Source organism: Pluralibacter gergoviae ATCC 33028 = NBRC 105706 (genome assembly GCF_001598855.1).
Classification (GTDB): domain Bacteria; phylum Pseudomonadota; class Gammaproteobacteria; order Enterobacterales; family Enterobacteriaceae; genus Pluralibacter; species Pluralibacter gergoviae.
The window spans coordinates 1-18,199 of record NZ_BCZS01000041.1 but is presented as its reverse complement, the minus strand read 5'-3'; the positions used below and the strand labels follow the sequence as shown (position 1 = coordinate 18,199).

General features: G+C 57.4%; 18 protein-coding genes. 6 read left to right on the top strand and 12 right to left on the bottom strand.

The window, feature by feature from the left end:
* Window positions 1-189 precede the first annotated feature (189 nt).
* Window positions 190-948, bottom strand: a complete 759-nt coding sequence (locus tag ENGE1_RS23520; protein ID WP_043083553.1) for a DUF481 domain-containing protein — start codon at window positions 946-948, stop codon at window positions 190-192.
* A gap of 387 nt (window positions 949-1,335) precedes the next feature.
* Between ENGE1_RS23520 and ghoS the strand changes: the two genes are divergently transcribed.
* Together ghoS and ENGE1_RS23510 are read left to right on the top strand one after the other, a co-directional pair.
* A complete protein-coding gene (ghoS, locus tag ENGE1_RS23515; protein WP_043083552.1) occupies window positions 1,336-1,626 on the top strand; it encodes a type V toxin-antitoxin system endoribonuclease antitoxin GhoS in 291 nt (96 codons plus the stop codon).
* An 88-nt stretch (window positions 1,627-1,714) separates the two neighbouring features.
* Window positions 1,715-2,572, top strand: coding sequence for a fructosamine kinase family protein (locus ENGE1_RS23510; protein WP_048254999.1), 858 nt, complete (start codon window positions 1,715-1,717; stop codon window positions 2,570-2,572).
* A gap of 27 nt (window positions 2,573-2,599) precedes the next feature.
* Here ENGE1_RS23510 and ENGE1_RS23505 read toward each other — a convergent pair whose 3' ends face one another.
* The 4 genes from ENGE1_RS23505 to tonB form a co-directional block, all read right to left on the bottom strand.
* The gene (locus ENGE1_RS23505; RefSeq protein ID WP_048255001.1) at window positions 2,600-3,727 is read right to left on the bottom strand and encodes an ABC transporter permease; all 1,128 of its coding nucleotides are present in this window, start codon (window positions 3,725-3,727) and stop codon (window positions 2,600-2,602) included.
* Window positions 3,724-4,878: an ABC transporter permease gene (locus ENGE1_RS23500; protein WP_048255003.1), complete on the bottom strand. Its 1,155-nt coding sequence runs from the start codon at window positions 4,876-4,878 to the stop codon at window positions 3,724-3,726. Before ENGE1_RS23500 ends, ENGE1_RS23505 begins: the two co-directional genes overlap by 4 nt.
* Window positions 4,860-5,831: an HlyD family secretion protein gene (locus tag ENGE1_RS23495; RefSeq protein ID WP_043083547.1), complete on the bottom strand. Its 972-nt coding sequence runs from the start codon at window positions 5,829-5,831 to the stop codon at window positions 4,860-4,862. The genes ENGE1_RS23500 and ENGE1_RS23495 overlap by 19 nt, the downstream gene beginning before the upstream one ends.
* Window positions 5,832-6,040: 209 nt before the next feature.
* On the bottom strand, window positions 6,041-6,787 hold the full coding sequence (gene tonB / locus ENGE1_RS23490) for a TonB system transport protein TonB (RefSeq protein ID WP_043083545.1): 747 nt from the start codon (window positions 6,785-6,787) through the stop codon (window positions 6,041-6,043).
* A gap of 185 nt (window positions 6,788-6,972) precedes the next feature.
* Here tonB and ENGE1_RS23485 point away from each other — a divergent pair, with 185 nt between their 5' ends.
* Window positions 6,973-7,269 (top strand): YciI family protein, encoded by a 297-nt coding sequence (locus ENGE1_RS23485; protein ID WP_043083544.1) that lies wholly within the window; start codon window positions 6,973-6,975, stop codon window positions 7,267-7,269.
* Window positions 7,270-7,314: 45 nt separating this feature from the next.
* Here ENGE1_RS23485 and ENGE1_RS28695 read toward each other — a convergent pair whose 3' ends face one another.
* Window positions 7,315-7,488 carry a YciY family protein gene (locus tag ENGE1_RS28695; protein WP_086498398.1) on the bottom strand — a complete coding sequence of 58 codons (174 nt, stop codon included), beginning with the start codon at window positions 7,486-7,488 and terminating at the stop codon, window positions 7,315-7,317.
* A gap of 138 nt (window positions 7,489-7,626) precedes the next feature.
* Between ENGE1_RS28695 and cls the strand changes: the two genes are divergently transcribed.
* Together cls and ENGE1_RS23475 are read left to right on the top strand one after the other, a co-directional pair.
* Window positions 7,627-9,087, top strand: coding sequence for a cardiolipin synthase (cls, locus tag ENGE1_RS23480; RefSeq protein ID WP_048255005.1), 1,461 nt, complete (start codon window positions 7,627-7,629; stop codon window positions 9,085-9,087).
* Between the two features lie 33 nt (window positions 9,088-9,120).
* On the top strand, window positions 9,121-9,450 hold the full coding sequence (locus ENGE1_RS23475; RefSeq protein WP_086498400.1) for an HI1450 family dsDNA-mimic protein: 330 nt from the start codon (window positions 9,121-9,123) through the stop codon (window positions 9,448-9,450).
* A gap of 35 nt (window positions 9,451-9,485) precedes the next feature.
* Here the strand turns inward: ENGE1_RS23475 and oppF are convergent, their stop codons facing one another.
* The 6 genes from oppF to ENGE1_RS23445 form a co-directional block, all read right to left on the bottom strand.
* Window positions 9,486-10,490 (bottom strand): murein tripeptide/oligopeptide ABC transporter ATP binding protein OppF, encoded by a 1,005-nt coding sequence (gene oppF, locus ENGE1_RS23470; RefSeq protein WP_043083541.1) that lies wholly within the window; start codon window positions 10,488-10,490, stop codon window positions 9,486-9,488.
* Window positions 10,487-11,497: an ABC transporter ATP-binding protein gene (gene oppD, locus ENGE1_RS23465; RefSeq protein WP_048255007.1), complete on the bottom strand. Its 1,011-nt coding sequence runs from the start codon at window positions 11,495-11,497 to the stop codon at window positions 10,487-10,489. The genes oppF and oppD overlap by 4 nt, the downstream gene beginning before the upstream one ends.
* Before the next feature lie 10 nt (window positions 11,498-11,507).
* Complete coding sequence (oppC, locus tag ENGE1_RS23460; protein WP_048255008.1) at window positions 11,508-12,416, bottom strand: oligopeptide ABC transporter permease OppC; 909 nt, start codon at window positions 12,414-12,416, stop codon at window positions 11,508-11,510.
* A 14-nt stretch (window positions 12,417-12,430) separates the two neighbouring features.
* Entirely contained in the window at window positions 12,431-13,351 is a 921-nt protein-coding gene (gene oppB, locus ENGE1_RS23455; protein ID WP_043083536.1) for an oligopeptide ABC transporter permease OppB, read from the bottom strand.
* A gap of 85 nt (window positions 13,352-13,436) precedes the next feature.
* A complete protein-coding gene (oppA, locus tag ENGE1_RS23450) occupies window positions 13,437-15,065 on the bottom strand; it encodes an oligopeptide ABC transporter substrate-binding protein OppA (protein WP_048255010.1) in 1,629 nt (542 codons plus the stop codon).
* A 756-nt stretch (window positions 15,066-15,821) separates the two neighbouring features.
* Window positions 15,822-16,469, bottom strand: coding sequence for a YchE family NAAT transporter (locus ENGE1_RS23445; protein ID WP_043083532.1), 648 nt, complete (start codon window positions 16,467-16,469; stop codon window positions 15,822-15,824).
* Between the two features lie 485 nt (window positions 16,470-16,954).
* Between ENGE1_RS23445 and ENGE1_RS23440 the strand changes: the two genes are divergently transcribed.
* Window positions 16,955-18,199 (top strand): aldehyde dehydrogenase family protein (locus ENGE1_RS23440; RefSeq protein WP_155731569.1); only part of this gene is annotated, 1,245 nt, incomplete at its 3' end.

Genomic DNA, 18,199 nt, shown 5'->3' with positions numbered 1-18,199 from the left:
CCGTACTACAACCTCAAGGTTGTCGCTCTTCCCGATGAGCTAGTGGCGGTTATTTTGTCTGCAGCGGATGCTGGCTTGCTGCGGGGGCGAGATAATACATAAATGAAATTAGCCGCACAATCCCTTAATTTTAGTAGCCCTGTTCCGACGCGGTGAAAATGAACGGGCCGGATTACGCCGGCCCGCAGGCTACATCTTATATCCAAGCGTCACGGTGGTTCGCTTATCGGTATGTTCCGGCGCCGAGGAGGGCGGCTCGGAGTTCCAGGTCAGGTTATAGGCGACCTTGAGTCCGAAGTTGTCATTAATCGCCACGTCCAGCGCGGTTTCCGAGTTGACGGTGGTGTCCCCTGCCCCGAAGACGGAGACGCCCTGGGTAAACTTGGTGGTGTCTGTCATCTGCCAGGCGTAGGTGCCGGACGCATAGCCCAGCGGCTGCGTTTTGGTGTTGCCGTTGGTGTGTTCGTCATAGCGTACGCCGGGACCGAATTCGAAACGCAGGCTGTGCACCGGGCCATTCCAGTACTGGTGACCGTAACCGGCGGTGAAGACGTCGCGCTGTCGATAGCCGTTGAAGCGATCGGTCAGCCAGCTGGCCTGGCCAAACAGATAATCAAGATCGGTCATGTTGTAGCGTGAACGGCCGCCGGCCGAGTAGGTTTCCGACGAGCGGTCGCCGTTCGATGAGGTGTTACTGGCATTCCCCCACAGGGACCATGCGGTATTGATGCCGTACCAGGTCAGGGTGGAGTCGGCGGTCAGCGAGGAGCTTTTCGAGTTCCCGGACTGCGCAAGGTAGCCGCCGTTAACCTTACCTTCAAACGGTTTTTTGGCGGTGGAAGGATCGTCCATGACAGTAAAAACGGTATTATCAGCCAGCGCGTGTAGCGACGCAAAAAGGCTCCCCGTCAGCACAATAGCTGCGGGTACTGTCTTAAAAAGCTTCATTTAATTTATGAGTCCGTACAACAAAAAAAGAGACCATGACGGTCCCGGAAACTTTCGCGAGGACAAGCGACAGACGGTCCTTAGAAAGGCGAGAAATTATAAAAAGGCGCCTTAAACTTATCAATCAAATCTTATTTCATTTTTTGAATAAGCAGCGCATCTGATAGCGTTGAAATGTATAACTCGCCGGCGCAATGCTGGCCATAAAAAAAACCACAAATCATAATGTTATGTTTAACGTCTGCGAACGCGCCCGCGACAGATATCGCCTTAATCCGGAAGCGCCCGCGCCGCTTCTCGCAGGGTTTCTGCGCGGTGGGCAAAAGTCGCCAAATAGCCGCAATCGGCTATGCTATAAAAACTCCATTAATAACAACGAGGTGATCGATGAGCGATGTGACGCGCTATGTAATAACCGTCCGCTTTCATGAAGAGACGCTGACGGAAATTAATGAACTTAATAATCATCTGACCCGCGCCGGGTTTACGATTACCCTGACGGATGATGAGGGCAAAGTTCACGACCCTGGCACCAATTCTTTTGGCTGGATCGGCCCGCAAAGCGCTGAGGAGATTAAAGCACTGGCCGCCGGCCTGGCTGACACCGCCGTTAAGGGAGAGGCAGAGGTCACGGTGACCACGCTTGAGGCGTGGCTGAAGGCGCAGCGCGCGGCGTAAAAGCGCGCAGTTGTGCGTCAGTTCGAGTTTTTGTACCGCGCTTGTGCGCTAACCTGATGATCTGACAGACAACATGGGGAGAGAGAGCATGTGGCACGCAATCACCAGCCTGCTGAAAGAGCACGGCGACGGCGAAATCGAACTGCGCAACGAACTGCCCGGCGGCGAGATTCACTCCGCGTGGCACCTGCGCTTCGGCGGAAAGGACTATTTCGTCAAAAGCGACGAGCGGGAGCTGCTGCCGGTATTTACCGCCGAAGCAGACCAGCTTGAGCTTCTCTCCCGCAGTAAAACCGTGCGGGTACCTGAGGTGTACGCCGTGGGCAGCGACCGCGACTACAGCTTCCTGGTGATGGAGTATCTCCCCACCCGGCCGCTGGATGCCCACGGCGCTTTTCAGCTGGGCCAGCAGCTGGCGCGGCTCCACAAATGGAGCGATCAGCCGCAGTTTGGGCTTGATTACGACAACCACCTCTCCACAACCCCGCAGCCCAACGCGTGGCAGCGCCGCTGGTCAACCTTCTTTGCCGAACAGCGCATCGGCTGGCAGCTGGAGCTGGCGGCAGAAAAAGGGATCACCTTTGGCGATATCGACGCCATTGTCAGCCATGTTCACCAGCGCCTGCAGAATCACCAGCCGCAGCCCTCGCTGCTGCACGGCGATCTGTGGTCGGGCAACTGCGCCCTGGGACCGGACGGCCCCTGCATGTTCGACCCCGCCTGCTACTGGGGCGATCGCGAATGCGACCTGGCCATGCTGCCGCTCCACCCGGAGCAGCCGCCGCAGATTTACGACGGTTACCAGTCCGTGCTGCCGCTGGCGACGGATTTTCCCGACCGCCAGCCGATTTATCAGCTCTATACCCAGCTCAACCGCGCTATCCTGTTCGGCGGCCAGCACCTGGTCAACGCCCAGCAGGCGGTTGACCGCGTGATGAGCGCCTGATCCTGCCAGCGCAGCCCCGGGGCTGCGCTACTGCTTCCTGAACAGCGCCCGCAGCTCAACGCCGTTGCGCAGCATCCCCACCAGCGTACCCAGCAGAGCGTAAAACGCGCCGAGAAACAGCAGCATCAGCAGGTCGTTCATGACGTCGGCAAAGCTGAGCCCCATCTGGTTGACGCCGGCGATAGCCTTGGTGGCCCAGGTGGAGGGCAGACAGGAGGAGACGCCGCGCACCCATGCCGGCATCGCCTGCAGCGGCCAGATGGTGCCGGAAATATAGAATACCGGCATGGTAATAAATGACAGCGTCAGGTAGATAAGCTCCACCCGCCGCAGGCACTCCGTCACCAGCTTGCCGAGTCCGAGGACCGCCAGCAGGAAGGGAAAAGTCAGCAGCAGCACTTCAGGGATCGGCGCGGTCTGCCGGTATCCCAGCACCCACGGCCAGAGCACGAACAGGACAATCGACAGAAACAGCCAGATAGGCAGCAGCGCCGACAGCGCCCCCAGGTAAACCGGCAGCGTCGGCTTGCCGGATGAGCGTATAGCGATACTCACCCTGACGCTGGCAATCAGCAGGGAGTGCTGGAGCAGCATCACCAGCAGGCCGGGAAAGATGATAGCCGCGAAGCTGATGCCGGGGTTGAAGACGTCCAGCGTCTGGCCAACGATAGGCTGGATGACCAGCTCCGCCTGGCGCTGGTCAAATCCCGCCCGCAGCAGGATGCCGGTGTTATAGGTATTGAGCAATTGCTGGTAGGCCGCTATCACATCCTGTTGAATCTGGCCGTTGGCGAGGCGGTTGGTGGCATCGCCATACACCGGCACGGTGATCGCCTCGCCGTGGAGGATTTTTTTCTCCAGGTTGACGGGCATGATGATCACCGCAAACAGCCTGCGCCAGGCGAGATCCCGCTGGGCCTCCGGCAGGTTATCGTAAATCCGGGTAGCAATTTTGGGCGTGGCGTCGAGGCTGCGGATGAGCTGGCGGCTCACGCTGCTGTGATCCTGATCGATGACGCCAACCGGCAGATCCCATACCGAATGTTTGGCGTAGACCATGCTCATCAGGCACAGCGAGAGCAGCAGCAGCATCCACATCGGTTTATCCAGCATCCCCAGCAGAACCCGCTTCAGGGTGCTCCAGTAGCTCTTCATCCCTGCTCCTCTTCGAACTGATAGCGCTTAAGCAGACGCCTGCGCACCAGCAGCCAGGTAATGAGCGGATAGACCATCAGCAGGGCGCAGACGCCAAAAATCGCCGTCGCCGGCACTTCGCGCAGAAAGACGTCAAACATGGCGTACAGCGCGTGGGTCAGCGGTTCAATATTGGAGATAATCTGCGCGGGGAGCGGCATCGACAGCTCCGGCACCGCGAGCCCGGAAAAGGTCAGCGCGATGCTGACCAGAATACCGATCAGCGTGTAGGCGGTGATCACCGTTTTCGTGAAGGTGAACAGCAGAATGCCGATGCTCTGCGCCGCGATCACGTAGAAGAAACCAATCAGCAGCATAAACAGCGGATTACCGCTGACCCTGGCATCAAACACGAAGACCAGCAGCGCGATTTCCGCCATCAGCAGCGTGGTGTAGCTCAGGGTATAGGGCGCCAGCTTGCCAATCACCGCCAGACCAAATGGCCTGGCCTGCATCAGCGCCCGGCGCTGATTAAGCACGTAGATCATGCAGGTGACGGTAAACAGCTGCAGCAGGTGGATCGTGGCCGCGAACTGCTGGTAGTAGATAAAGCTGCCGCTGGCGTTAAACAGGCTGCCGTAGTTCAGCGACACGCTGGCCAGCGACGGCGGCTCTTTACCGACTGTTTCGGCAATGATCGAGCGATAGCGGGTATTGAGTTCGCTCATCAGGCCGGAGAAATCCTGCGTAGAGTAGAGGCCAGCGCCGTAAAACAGGGCGTTGTAATACATCACCACGCTGGGCTGTTTACCCGCCAGCACGTCGGATTCGAAGTGCACTGGAATATAGAGCATGGCGTAATCCTGGGCGCTGCGCAGCCTTTTCTGCGCCTCGGGCAGACCGCCTTCATAGGCTGAAATGCGGGCGTGGGATCCGGCATCCAGCTTGCGGGTAAGCTCCTTCGAGAGCGGGCTCTGATCGTTATCGACCACCGAGACCGGCAGGTCCAGCAGCGTGCCCTCGGAGAAGTTGCTGGCGATCAAAATGAACAGCAGCAGCGGGAAACACCAGCCGAGCCAGTGGATCACCGGCGAGCGGATCGCCACCCGCGCTTCTGCCTCAAAGGCATGGCTGAAGCAGCGCCAGCCGGCCCTTACTCTTTCCATTGCCATAGCGCGCTCATTCCCTGACGCAGTCCCGCCACCGGCTGGGACGGGTAGAGGCGGACCTCAAAGGTTTTCAGATCGAAATCACCGGTTGCGCGGGTCGCGCGCTTGGTGGCGTAGTCGCCGAGCGGCGCAATGTAGCGCACCTGCGCATCGATGATTTTATCCTTCAGGGCTGGCACCCTGATGCGCACCCGATCGCCCTTGCGCACGCCCGCCAGAATATCTTCACGCAGGTTAAAGACAAAGTAGGCGTCCGGCAGGCGGATAAGGGTCATCAGCGGACTGGAGGCGTTAAGCAGCTCGCCGACCTCCGCCGGGATCGGCCCGACCTCGCCCGGCACCGGGGCGCGAACCTGCAGATCGTCGGTCTGGGCCTTAAGCTCGATAATATCCTGATTGGCCTGGCGCACCGCGGCGGCATAGGCTTCGCGCTGTTCGATACGATCGCCGTGAATACCTTCATCAAGGCTGGCTTTGGCGGCCTTCACCTGCTCAAGCGCCGTGTCACGCGCCCGCCGCGAAGCGTCCAGATCCGATGCGGAGACGTAGCCCTGTTTCGCCACGCTAAGATTGCGCTTATAGTCACGCTGGGCGTTAGCGTACTGCGCTTCGGCCTGACCAAGATCGGCGCGCAGGGAGCGGATATCCTCCTCGCGGGTGCCGTTAAGCGACTGATCCAGCTGCGCCTGGGCCTTATCGCGGGCGGCCTCCAGCGATCGCAGCTGCGCCATCAGCTCGGGGCTTTCGAGAGAAATAAGCAACTGCCCGGCCTTCACATCGTCGCCGCGCTCGGCGTAGCGGGCAATCACCCTGCCCTTGGCCTTGGAGGTAATGATGACCTCCGGAGCATCGACTTCACCCTGCAGCAGCAGATCCTTTCCGTGTGAGCGGAATAGCACTGCCAAAGATACGGCGATAACGATCAGCAACACCGTTACCCAGACTCGTTTGGTCATAAGGTTCCCTTGCTTAAAATTTGATTACCTTCACGCACAGCCGCCAGCGCATGCGGCTGTAAACAGAAAAGACACGACCATCCTAATGATAATTAACTGTTTCATAAGTTGCAAAACGTGCAGCCTATGTAAATAGCAGGAAAATTGTTGCAGGGGGTGACGGTGAGTGAGAAAGCATCGGCGGCCATCGCCCGCCGATGCCTGGAGGATTAATCGACCTGGACGCCGTTAAGGCGGAAAACGATGTTCATGGTAAGGCCGTTACCCGGCTGGCCCGGCTGGTAGCGCCATTTGCGCATCGCGTTTCTCACCTCGCGCTCAAACATGTTCGCCGGCTTGGCCGAGAGGATTTGAATGTTGTCAACGCGGCCGTCGGCCGTAACGTCAAACTTAACCCTCACGCTCCCTTCGATCCGCAGCGCCTGGGCGCGCGGCGGATAAACCGGATCGCCGCGGCGCAGCGCGCGCGGGCCGGTAGGCGCCACCACGTTGGGTTTGCTGGCCGATGTCTGATTGCTGTTATTGGTCGGGCGGCTCTGGGCGCTGCTGCTGTCAAACGGCGAGGCAGGCCGCGGCTCGGCGGGCTTAACGTCCCGCTTAGGCTGCTCAACCTTTTTCTCCGGTTTGGGCTTAGGCTTTGGCTTCGGTTTGGGTTTAGGCTTCGGCTTATGGATGACCACCGGCGCCTCTTTCGGCGGCTCCGGGATAGGCTCCGGCTCCACGACCGGCTCAGGTTCCGGCTCGACCACCGGCTCTGGCTCAGGCGCAGGCTGGGGCGGCTGCAGATCGGCGGGAGACACCATCGTCACCGAGATGGGCTGCGCAGGTGCGGGCAGTTCAATAACCTGATGTACCGATGTGTAGAGTAAACCCGCCACAACGGCACCATGGATGCACACGGACAGCAGCGTGGGCCACGGAAAACGGCGAGGTAAATCAAGGGTCATTGAAGTCATAATTGTCGCAGTTAAAAAGTGAGAGCATGATTGTAAATGCAAATAGCAATCATATTCAATAAGGCATCTTATCCGGCATCAACTTTGTCGGCGCCCCGGCGAAAAAAGCGGCCATCAACTTTGCATTGCAGAGCGCGCGGGTTTCAAATACCGTACCGGAACAACGTTTGATAAGGAGCTGTGCCGTGTTGTATGTGATTTATGCTGAAGATATCGCCGATTCTCTGGAAAAGCGACTCTCCGTCCGCCCCGCTCACCTTGCCCGCCTGCAGCTGCTGCAGGATGAGGGCCGCCTGCTGACCGCAGGCCCGATGCCCGCCGTTGACAGCAGCGATCCAGGCGCCGCGGGATTTAGCGGCTCAACCGTCATCGCCGAGTTTGAATCGCAGGAAGCGGCACAGGCCTGGGCCGATGCCGATCCTTACGTCGCGGCCGGCGTCTATGATAACGTCAAGGTGCGGCCCTACAAAAAAGTGTTCTGAATCGTAGAAAGCAAACGGGCACCGCCCAGGGTGCCCTTTTGGGTATCAGAATTCGTAGAAGGCAAACAGCAGCGAATTGCGCTGGCGGTTGGTCAAACATTTTCTGATAGCGTGGATGCGCATATTGCGACGCGACTGGGCTTCCAGCCAGCGCACCTTACGGCGGCTGGTTTGCCGGGACATGCGCCAGCGCCCCACTTCATTTCTGCTACGCTTCATTTCAACATCTCAACGATGAAAGGGTCATTATTATAAACCCTTGCGCCCGCCTGACCAGCGCTTTTCCCCGCAGTTTTGTTTGCCAGCGCACAGCGAGTGCGTAAACTGTAAAGAACAGACTTTCAAAAGGATTTTTTCATGACAACCTTCTACACCGTAGTGAGTTGGCTGGCCATTCTGGGGTACTGGTTGTTAATCGCGGGTATCACCTTACGTATCCTGATGAAGCGGCGCGCCGTCCCCTCGGCGATGGCATGGCTGCTAATCATCTATATTCTGCCGCTGGTGGGGATCATCGCCTACCTCTCGCTCGGCGAGCTGCACCTCGGCAAGCGCCGGGCCGAGCGCGCGCGGGCGATGTGGCCCTCCACCGCCAAGTGGCTTCACGACCTGAAAGCCTGCCACCACATTTTTGCCGAAGATTACAGCCCGGTAGCCTCGTCGCTGTTCCGTCTGTGCGAGCGCCGCCAGGGCATCGCCGGGGTCAAGGGCAATCAAATTCAGCTGCTGACCGACTCCGATGACGTGATGCAGGCGCTGATCCGCGATATCCAGCTCTCCCGCCACAATATCGAGATGGTGTTCTATATCTGGCAGCCCGGCGGCATGGCCGACCAGGTGGCGGAGTCCCTGATGGCTGCCGCCCGCCGCGGCGTGCACTGTCGCCTGATGCTGGATTCCGCGGGCAGCGTCGCCTTCTTCCGCAGCCCGTGGGTCGGGATGATGCGCAATGCGGGCATCGACGTCGTCGAAGCGCTGAAGGTCAATCTGTTCCGCGTGTTCCTGCGCCGCATGGACCTGCGCCAGCACCGCAAAATGGTGATGATCGATAACTATATCGCCTACACCGGCAGCATGAACCTGGTAGATCCGCGCTTCTTCAAGCAGGACGCGGGCGTCGGCCAGTGGGTCGATTTAATGGTGCGCATGGAGGGGCCGGTCGCCACCGCGATGGGCATTGTCTACTCCTGCGACTGGGAAATTGAAACCGGCAAGCGCATTCTGCCGCCGCCGCCGGACAGCAATATCATGCCCTTTGAAGAGGCCAGCGGCCACACCATTCAGACCATCGCCTCCGGGCCGGGTTTTCCGGAGGATCTGATCCACCAGTCGCTGCTCACTGCCGCCTACTCGGCGCAGGAGTACCTGGTGATGACCACGCCCTACTTCGTGCCCAGCGACGACCTGCTGCACGCCATCTGTACCGCCGCCCAGCGCGGCGTTGACGTCAGCATTATCCTGCCGCGCAAAAATGATTCGCTGCTGGTGGGCTGGGCCAGCCGGGCGTTCTTTACCGAGCTGCTGGCCGCCGGCGTCAAAATCTATCAGTTCGAGGGCGGCCTGCTGCACACCAAGAGTATCCTGGTGGACGGCGAGCTGTGCCTGGTGGGCACGGTTAACCTCGATATGCGCAGCCTGTGGCTCAACTTTGAAATCACTCTCGCCATCGACGACGTCGGTTTCGGCGGCGATCTGGCGGCGGTGCAGGACGACTATATCTCGCGCTCCCGGCTGCTGGACGCCGGTAAATGGTTAAAACGCCCGCTCTGGCAGCGGGTGGTTGAGCGACTGTTTTACTTCTTTAGCCCGTTGCTGTAAAACGTGCCCATTGAGCTTAAACAGGGTGCACTCATGGAAATGGATCTGAATAACCGCCTGACCGAGGATGAAACGCTTGAGCAGGCCTACGATATCTTCCTGGAACTTGCCGGCGATAATCTCGAACCGGCGGATATCATTCTTTTTAACCTGCAGTTCGAAGAGCGCGGCGGCGCCGAGCTGTTCGACCCGGCGGAAGACTGGCAGGAGCACGTTGACTTTGATCTCAATCCTGACTTTTTCGCCGAGGTGGTGATTGGCCTGGCGGACACCGACGGCGGTGAGATCAACGATGTGTTTGCCCGCGTGCTGCTGTGCCGCGAAAAAGATCATAAGATTTGCCACATCCTGTGGCGTGAGTAAGAAAAAGGCTGCCGCGGCAGCCTTTTTTACGATCGCTACAGCGGATCTACCTTCAGGCAGGAGACCGCGTGGCGGAAACTGCCCTCCAGCAGCGGCCGCGTCTTCGCGCACTCCGGCCCCGCCAGCGGACAGCGGGTGCGGAACACGCAGCCCGACGGCGGATTAATCGGCGACGGCAGCTCCCCCTCCAGCAGTTGGATAGTTTTGTTCTTCTCCAGATCCGGGTCCGGGATCGGCACCGCCGACATCAGCGCTTTGGTATAGGGGTGCAGCGGGTTGTGGTACACCTCGTCGTAGGTGCCCAGCTCCACCGCATGGCCGAGATACATCACCAGCACGCGGTCGGAGATGTGCTTCACCACCGCCAGGTCGTGGGCGATGAAAATCAGCGACAGCCCCATCTCGCGCTGCAGCTTCTGCAGCAGGTTCACCACCTGCGCCTGAATGGAAACGTCCAGGGCCGACACCGGCTCGTCGCAGATAATCAGCTTCGGCTCAAGGATCAGCGCCCGGGCGATGCCGATGCGCTGGCACTGGCCGCCGGAGAACTCGTGGGGATAGCGGTTGATCAGGTTCGGCAGCAGGCCGACCTTCATCATCATCGCTTTGACCCGGTCGCGAATTTCCTGCTTCGCCATTTTCGGATGGTAGGTGCGCAGCGGCTCGGCGATGATATCCCCGATGGTCATGCGCGGGTTTAGCGAGGCCAGCGGATCCTGGAAAATCATCTGGATATCGCTGCGCACTTCCCGCCACTCTTCCGGCTTCATGCCCAGCAGATCTTTGCCCAGCCACGCCACGCGGCCGTCGGTGGCCTTCACCAGCCCGATAATGGCGCGGGCAAAGGTTGATTTACCGCAGCCGGACTCGCCGACCACGCCGAGGGTTTCCCCTTCATAGAGGCGCAGCGTGACGCCGTCGACGGCCTTGAGGCTTTTTGCCGGCTGCCAGAACCACTGCCTGCCGTCTTTAATGTCGAAATGCACCTTCAGATCGGCGATTTCGAGCAGGACTTTTCTCTCTTCGGTTGCGGCACTCATACCAGGTCTCCCACAGGTTTAAAGCAGGCGCGCAGGCGGCCCGGGGCAAATTCCTGCAGCGGCGGCGCGCTGTTGCACACCTCCATCGCGTACTGGCAGCGGGGCTGGAACGGGCAGCCCTTCGGCAGGCGCAGCAGGTTCGGCGGGTTGCCGGGGATGGTCAGCATCTCCTCCCCTTCCGCATCGAGGCGCGGGACGGCCTTCAGCAGGCCGATAGAGTAAGGATGCGCCGGCTGATAGAAGACATCGCGGGCCTGACCGTACTCCATCGTGCGCCCGGCGTACATCACCAGCACCTTGTCGCAGATCCCCGCCACCACCCCGAGATCGTGGGTGATCATAATAATGGCGGTATTAAACTCGCGCTTGAGATCGTTGAGCAGGGTCATGATCTGCGCCTGGACGGTGACGTCCAGCGCCGTGGTCGGCTCATCGGCGATCAGCAGCTTTGGCCTGCACAGCAGCGCCATGGCGATCATCACGCGCTGGCGCATACCGCCGGAGAACTCGTGCGGGTACATGCGCATGCGCTTGCGCGCTTCCGGCATTTTGACCGCGTCGAGCATGCGAACCGACTCTTCAAACGCTTCCGCTTTGCTCATGCCCTTATGCAGCATCAGCACTTCCATCAGTTGTTCACCGACGCGCATATAGGGATTAAGGGAGGTCATCGGATCCTGAAAAATCATCGAAATCTGCTCGGCGCGCAGCTTATTCAGGTCGTGCTCCGGCAGATTGAGGATCTGGCGGCCGTTAAAGGTCGCCGAGCCGCCGATGCGGCCGTTGGGCGCCAGCAGGCCCATCAGCGCAAAGGCGGTCTGCGATTTGCCGGAGCCGGACTCGCCGACGATGCCCAGCGTTTCGCCCGCCTTAAGGCTGAAATTCAGATCGTTCACCGCCGTGACGTCGCCGTCCGGCGTGGCGAAGGTGACGCGCAGGTCTTTGACGTCAAGCAGCAGGCCGGACTGTTGCCCCACCGGGGCGCTAACCATTTCTGTGGTGCTCATGGCGAACTCCTTAGCGGTCTTTCGGATCGAGGGCATCACGCAGGCCATCGCCGATAAAGTTGAAACAGAACAGGGTTACCACCAGGAAACCCGCCGGGAACAGCAGCAGCCACGAAGAGACCTCCATGGAGTTGGCGCCGTCGCTGAGCAGCGCGCCCCAGCTGCTGAGCGGCTCCTGGGTGCCGAGACCGAGGAAGCTCAGAAAGGATTCAAACAGGATCATGCTCGGCACCAGCAGCGAGGCGTAGACCACCACCACGCCCAGCACGTTGGGCACAATGTGGCGCATCACGATACTGGCGGTCGAGACGCCGCCGACCTGCGCGGCCTCAATGAACTCTTTGCGCTTGAGGCTCAGGGTCTGGCCGCGCACGATACGCGCCATATCCAGCCAGGAGACCATGCCGATGGCGACGAAAATCAGGAAGATATTCTGGCCAAAGAAGGTCACCAGCAGGATGACGAAGAACATAAACGGGAAGGAGTTCAGGATCTCCAGCAGGCGCATCATCACCGAGTCGATTTTGCCGCCGAGATAGCCGGAAAGCGAACCGTAGAGCGTGCCGACCACCACCGCGACCAGCGCGGAGGCGATGCCCACCATCAGCGAAATGCGTCCGCCGATGGCGACGCGCACCAGTAGATCGCGCCCCGAAGAGTCGGTGCCGAAGTAGTGCCCGGACTCCATGTCCGGCGCGCTGGACATCATATTCCAGTCGGTGTCAAAGTAGCTGAACGGGGAGAACATCGGCGCCAGGGCGACGAACAGGGCAATCACCACCAGCACGCAGAGGCTGGCAACCGCGGCGCGGTTGTGCATAAAGCGGCGGCGGGCGTCCTGCCAGAGGCTGCGGCCTTCGACCTCCAGTTTCTCACTGAAGCCTTCCAGCGCCTCGCTGTTTTTCTTACTCAACATCATGGCGTCCTCCGGCCTCAGTAACGGATTTTCGGATCGATAACGGCGTACAGCACGTCAACAATCGCGTTAAACAGGATAGTCAGGCCGCCCACCAGAATGGTCAGGCTCAGCACCAGCGAGTAGTCGCGGTTCAGGGCGCCGTTGACGAACAGCTGGCCGATCCCCGGCAGACCGTAGATGGTTTCAATCACCATTGAGCCGGTAATGATGCCGACAAACGCCGGTCCCATATAGGAGAGCACCGGCAGCAGCGCCGGCTTCAGCGCGTGGCGAAAGATGATGCGCCGCATCGGCAGGCCCTTGGCGCGGGCGGTGCGGATGAAGTTGGAGTGCAGCACCTCAATCATCGATCCGCGGGTGATGCGCGCGATACTGGCAATATAGGCCAGCGACAGCGCCACCATCGGCAGGATCATGTATTTAAGCGCCCCGCCGTTCCAGCCGCCCCCGGGGAGCCAGTGCAGGGAGATGGCAAAGATCATCACCAGCAGCGGCGCCACGACGAAGCTCGGGATAACCACCCCGGTCATCGCTACCCCCATCACCGCAAAGTCCCATTTGGTATTCTGCTTGAGCGCCGCAATAACGCCCGCCGTCACGCCCAGCACCACGGCCAGCAGGAAGGCCGCCGCTCCCAGCCTGGCGGATACCGGGAAGCTCGAGGCGACCAGGTCGTTAACCGAGTAATCTTTGTATTTAAATGAAGGACCGAAGTCGCCGTGGGCCAGCTGCTTCAGGTAGTTAAGATACTGGACGCCGATAGGATCGTTGAGGTGATATTTGGCCTCAATGTTGGCCATCACCTCCGGCGGCAGCGTTCGCTCGCCGGTAAAGGGGCTTCCCGGCGCCAGCCGCATCATAAAGAAGGAGATAGTAATAAGAATGAAAAGCGTCGGAATCGCTTCCAGACAGCGACGTAGTATGAATTTTAACATTGCCCGTACCTTATGGCGTGTGCCTTTGCACTACATGAAAATAAGACACTGAGGGGCGGCCCAAAGCCGCCCCTCCTCGTTGCCATTAATGCTTAATAATGTACATATCTCTGGTGTAGGTATTATCCAGCGGGTCCTTGCCGGTGTAGCCACCGACCCACGGTTTTACCAGGCGGGCGTTGACATAGTAGTAAACCGGAACAATCGCGGAGTCTTTATCCAACTGCTGCTCGGCTTTATCATAGAGCGCGCTTCTCTGCGCCTCATCGGTGGCTTTAATGGCGTCGGCAATAATCTTGTCAAACACCGGGCTCTTATAGTGCGGCGTGTTGCTGGAGCTGTTAGATACCATCATATTGAGGAACGACGTCGGCTCGTTGTAATCGGCGCACCAGCCGGCGCGCGCTACGTCATAGGTGCCCTGATGACGGGTGTCGAGGAAGGTTTTCCACTCCTGATTTTCCAGCTTAACGTTAACGCCGATATTTTTCTTCCAGATAGCCGCGGCGGCGATAGCCAGCTTTTTGTGCAAATCGGAGGTGTTATAGAGCAGATTAAAGGTCAGCGGTTTGGCGTCAGTATAACCGGCTTCAGCCAGCAGCTTTTTGGCCTCGGCATTGCGCTTCTCCTGGGTCCAGCCAAACCATTCTGGTTTGGTTAATTTTGCGCCATCGGTATAGGGCGGCGTAAAACCAAACGCGGCGACATCGCCCTGGTTCTTCACTTTATTAACGATGATATCGCGATCGAGTCCGAGCTTCAGCGCGGTGCGAACGCGCTCATCGGTAAACGGTGCCTTCTGGTTGTTAATTTCGTAATAGTAGGTGCAAAGATAGGGATCAACATGCACCTCTTTCGGGATCTCTTTTTTCAGCTTCTGGAAGAGTTCAATCGGCATATTGTTATAGGTCATATCGATCTCACCGCTGCGGTAGCGGTTCACATCAGTGACCTCTGAGGAAATAGGCAGATAGGTGACTTTATTGATGACCGTTTTAGCATTATTCCAGTACTGCGGATTACGCTCCATGACGATACGTTCGTTAACGACCCAATCCGTTAATTTATAAGCACCGTTGGTCACGATGTTTGCCGGCTGGGTCCACTTATCGCCATATTTCTCAACGACGGCCTTCGGTACCGGAGAGGTGGAGGGGTGAATAAGAAGTTTGTAGAAGTAAGGGACCGGCTCGCTTAACGTGACTTCTAAGGTATGATCGTCAATGGCTTTAACGCCCAACTCGCTGGTCGGCTTTTTCCCCGCGATAATATCGTCAACGTTCAGTAAATGACCATACTGAAGATAGCTTGCATACGGCGATGCGGTTTTGGGATCGGTAATACGCTGCCAGCTATAAACAAAGTCCTGCGCGGTGACCGGATCGCCATTTGACCATTTTGCATCTTTACGCAGATGGAAGGTCCATACTTTAAAATCTTTGTTTTCCCACTTTTCCGCCACGCCCGCTACCGGATGTCCGTCCAGGTCGCTCACCAGCAGGCCTTCGAACAGATCGCGGCTGATATTGGATTCCGGAACGCCTTCAATCTTGTGCGGATCCAGCGATTGCGGTTCGGAGCCGTTATTGCGAACCAGCTCCTGCTTAGCCGCCAGCGTGACGCCGGCCGGTACATCTGCCGCCAGTGCGCTTCCTGCAAGTAGCGCCGTCAGAACACCTGCGGCGATAAGGTTTTTTTTTGTGATGATGGTCATTGTGTTGATACTCCGCTCATTATAATTACTGGTGCTACCCAGCCTGTGTTATCCCCTTGCGGGTGCCTGTCCGGCGCAGGAGTGAGTGCGTCCGTCAGGTGTTATTTTTACTGCTGCTATCATCGACTTCTTTATTACGACCGCTCTTTGCGGCGGCCTGGCGTCGATTCTTTCCGCTATCCCCCTGCCGGGATGCGCTATTCTGTTTTACCGTCAGATGATTTATTTGATAATAATTCTCATCTAAGAAGATCATTCGGCGTGATACCCGCCGGAAAGTATCAAATGCATTTCCCGCCCGCCAATACATTTTGCAAATTTGTTAACCAATTCTCTTTTGTTGTGACTGAGTGCGCGAAACAGAGTAATCCATGAGGGTATCTATTTTTTAATTATCATTAAATATCAAATGCTTATATTAATTACAATGGTTAATCTTTGTCGCGGCAGTTTGCCGGCTATTTATTACACGAAAGATTAACATTTGGTCATTATTTAGCACATTACTCTGCACCGGGTATGAAATTACTAATATCATTTCGGATATCGCGCATCAAGCCCGATGGCGCTATGTGAAAGAAATACCGATGATAAAGCCGTCGAAAGCGGCGGAGGAATGTTATAAAGCGCTGAATTACTGACACAATACGCCCCCGCAGCGCCCGGCAGGGGAATCGCTTTTTCAAAATTATTGATAGGTTTTGCTAATACTGGCAAACCGCCGCGCGCGACCTGAATCGCGCGCGGAAGCGGAGATCAGGAGAGCAGTCCCGGGAAGCTCGATTTGATCCCGGCGACGATAAACTCAATCCCCAGCGACATCAGCAGCAGGCCCATAATACGGGTAATCACGTTAATGCCGGTCTGCCCCAGCAGCCGCACCAGCCAGGGCGCGATGCGAAACAGTCCCCAGCAGCAGGCGGCAAAGAGCGCAATGGCAACGGAGAAGCCAATCAGGTGGGCGGCATTATGGTAGCGCGTGCCCCAGACTATCGTCGAGCTGATGGCACCCGGCCCCGCCATCAGCGGCAGCGCCAGCGGAACGACCCCGACGCTTTCGCGGATGGCGGTCTCTGATTTCTCCTGCTTGTTCTGCTTATCCTCCCCGAGCTTGCCGCTTATCATCGACATGGCGATAGTGACCACCAGGATACCGCCCGCAATGCGGAAGGAGTCAATGGAGATACCGAACGCCTGCAGAATACCGTCGCCGAGAAACAGCGAGGTCCAGAGGATGATGGCCACCGACAGGTTAGCCGTCAGATTGGTTTTGTTACGGGCCGGGGCGGTCTGGTAGCTGGTCATGCTGATAAAGACGGGAATGATGCCGACCGGGTTGACCAGCGCGAACAGGCCAATAAAAAACTTAATATAAGTAGGGAAGTCGAAAAGCGTCTGTATCACGGTATCTCAGCGGCCTTATCAAACGGAAAGAGAAGCAGGAGTTAAGTATAAAATTGTGCTGAAGATACGCTTTTTATCGGCGTTGTTCACTACAAATCTGTCGCCAGTCATGACAAAGCAGAGGTAATTTCAAGTTGATTTAAAAAGTACCGAATTCCGCCCGTCAATTTTTTACAACCACCACAATATTTTAACAATTTACAAAACCTTGCAAATCCCCGCTGCTGAAAGGTGTCAGCTTTGTTTAATCTTGACTTAGATCACTAATTTTGTACTCAGAAGTAGGTAATCTTGACGATACCAACAGGGTCCGGTCGATTGCTCTGAAGGTGTAATGGATAAGGCTTTTTTAGTAAATCAGTGGCGCAAAGCGATTAATAACTTATTGTATTTTCGCGCTTTACGTTGGTAGCAACCGCGTCGTCTATACTGACACCTCGTGCAACTGCTTTACTAAAAAAGTTTAACATTATCAGGAGAGCATTATGGCTGTTACCAACGTTGCTGAACTTAACGCACTCGTCGAGCGCGTAAAAAAAGCCCAGCGAGAATATGCCAACTTTACTCAAGAACAGGTTGATAAAATCTTCCGCGCCGCCGCCCTGGCCGCCGCAGATGCTCGAATCCCGCTTGCAAAACTGGCCGTTGCCGAATCCGGTATGGGTATCGTTGAAGATAAGGTGATCAAAAACCACTTTGCTTCTGAATATATCTACAATGCCTACAAAGATGAAAAAACCTGCGGCGTCCTCTCTGAAGACGACACCTTCGGGACCATCACCATCGCCGAACCGATCGGCATCATCTGCGGTATCGTACCAACCACTAACCCGACCTCTACCGCTATCTTTAAATCGCTGATCAGCCTGAAGACCCGTAACGGCATCATTTTCTCTCCGCACCCGCGTGCGAAAGAAGCCACAAATAAGGCCGCAGATATCGTCCTGCAGGCCGCGATTGCTGCCGGCGCGCCGAAGGACCTGATTGGCTGGATCGATCAGCCGTCTGTTGAGCTCTCGAATGCGCTGATGCACCACCCTGACATCAACATGATCCTCGCCACCGGTGGCCCGGGCATGGTAAAAGCCGCCTATAGCTCCGGTAAGCCTGCTATCGGCGTTGGCGCCGGTAACACCCCGGTAGTGGTAGACGAAACCGCGGATATCAAGCGCGCCGTAGCCTCTATTCTGATGTCCAAAACCTTCGATAACGGCGTTATCTGTGCCTCCGAGCAGTCCGTCATCGTGGTTGACTCCGTTTATGATGCCGTTCGCGAACGCTTCGCAACCCACGGCGGCTACATGCTGCAGGGTAAAGAGCTGAAGATGGTTCAGGACGTTATCCTGAAAAACGGCGCCCTCAACGCGGCCATCGTGGGCCAGCCGGCAACCAAAATTGCCGAACTGGCAGGCTTTACCGTACCGGCCGACACCAAGATTCTGATTGGCGAAGTCTCCGTCGTTGACGAGTCTGAGCCGTTCGCCCACGAAAAACTCTCGCCGACGCTGGCAATGTACCGCGCGAAAAGCTTTGAAGATGCGGTAGTTAAAGCGGAAAAACTGGTTGAGATGGGCGGTATCGGCCACACCTCCTGCCTCTACACCGACCAGGACAACCACAAAGATCGCGTGAACTTCTTCGGCGAAAAAATGAAGACCGCGCGTATCCTTATCAACACCCCGGCCTCGCTGGGCGGTATCGGCGATCTCTACAACTTCAAACTCGCACCT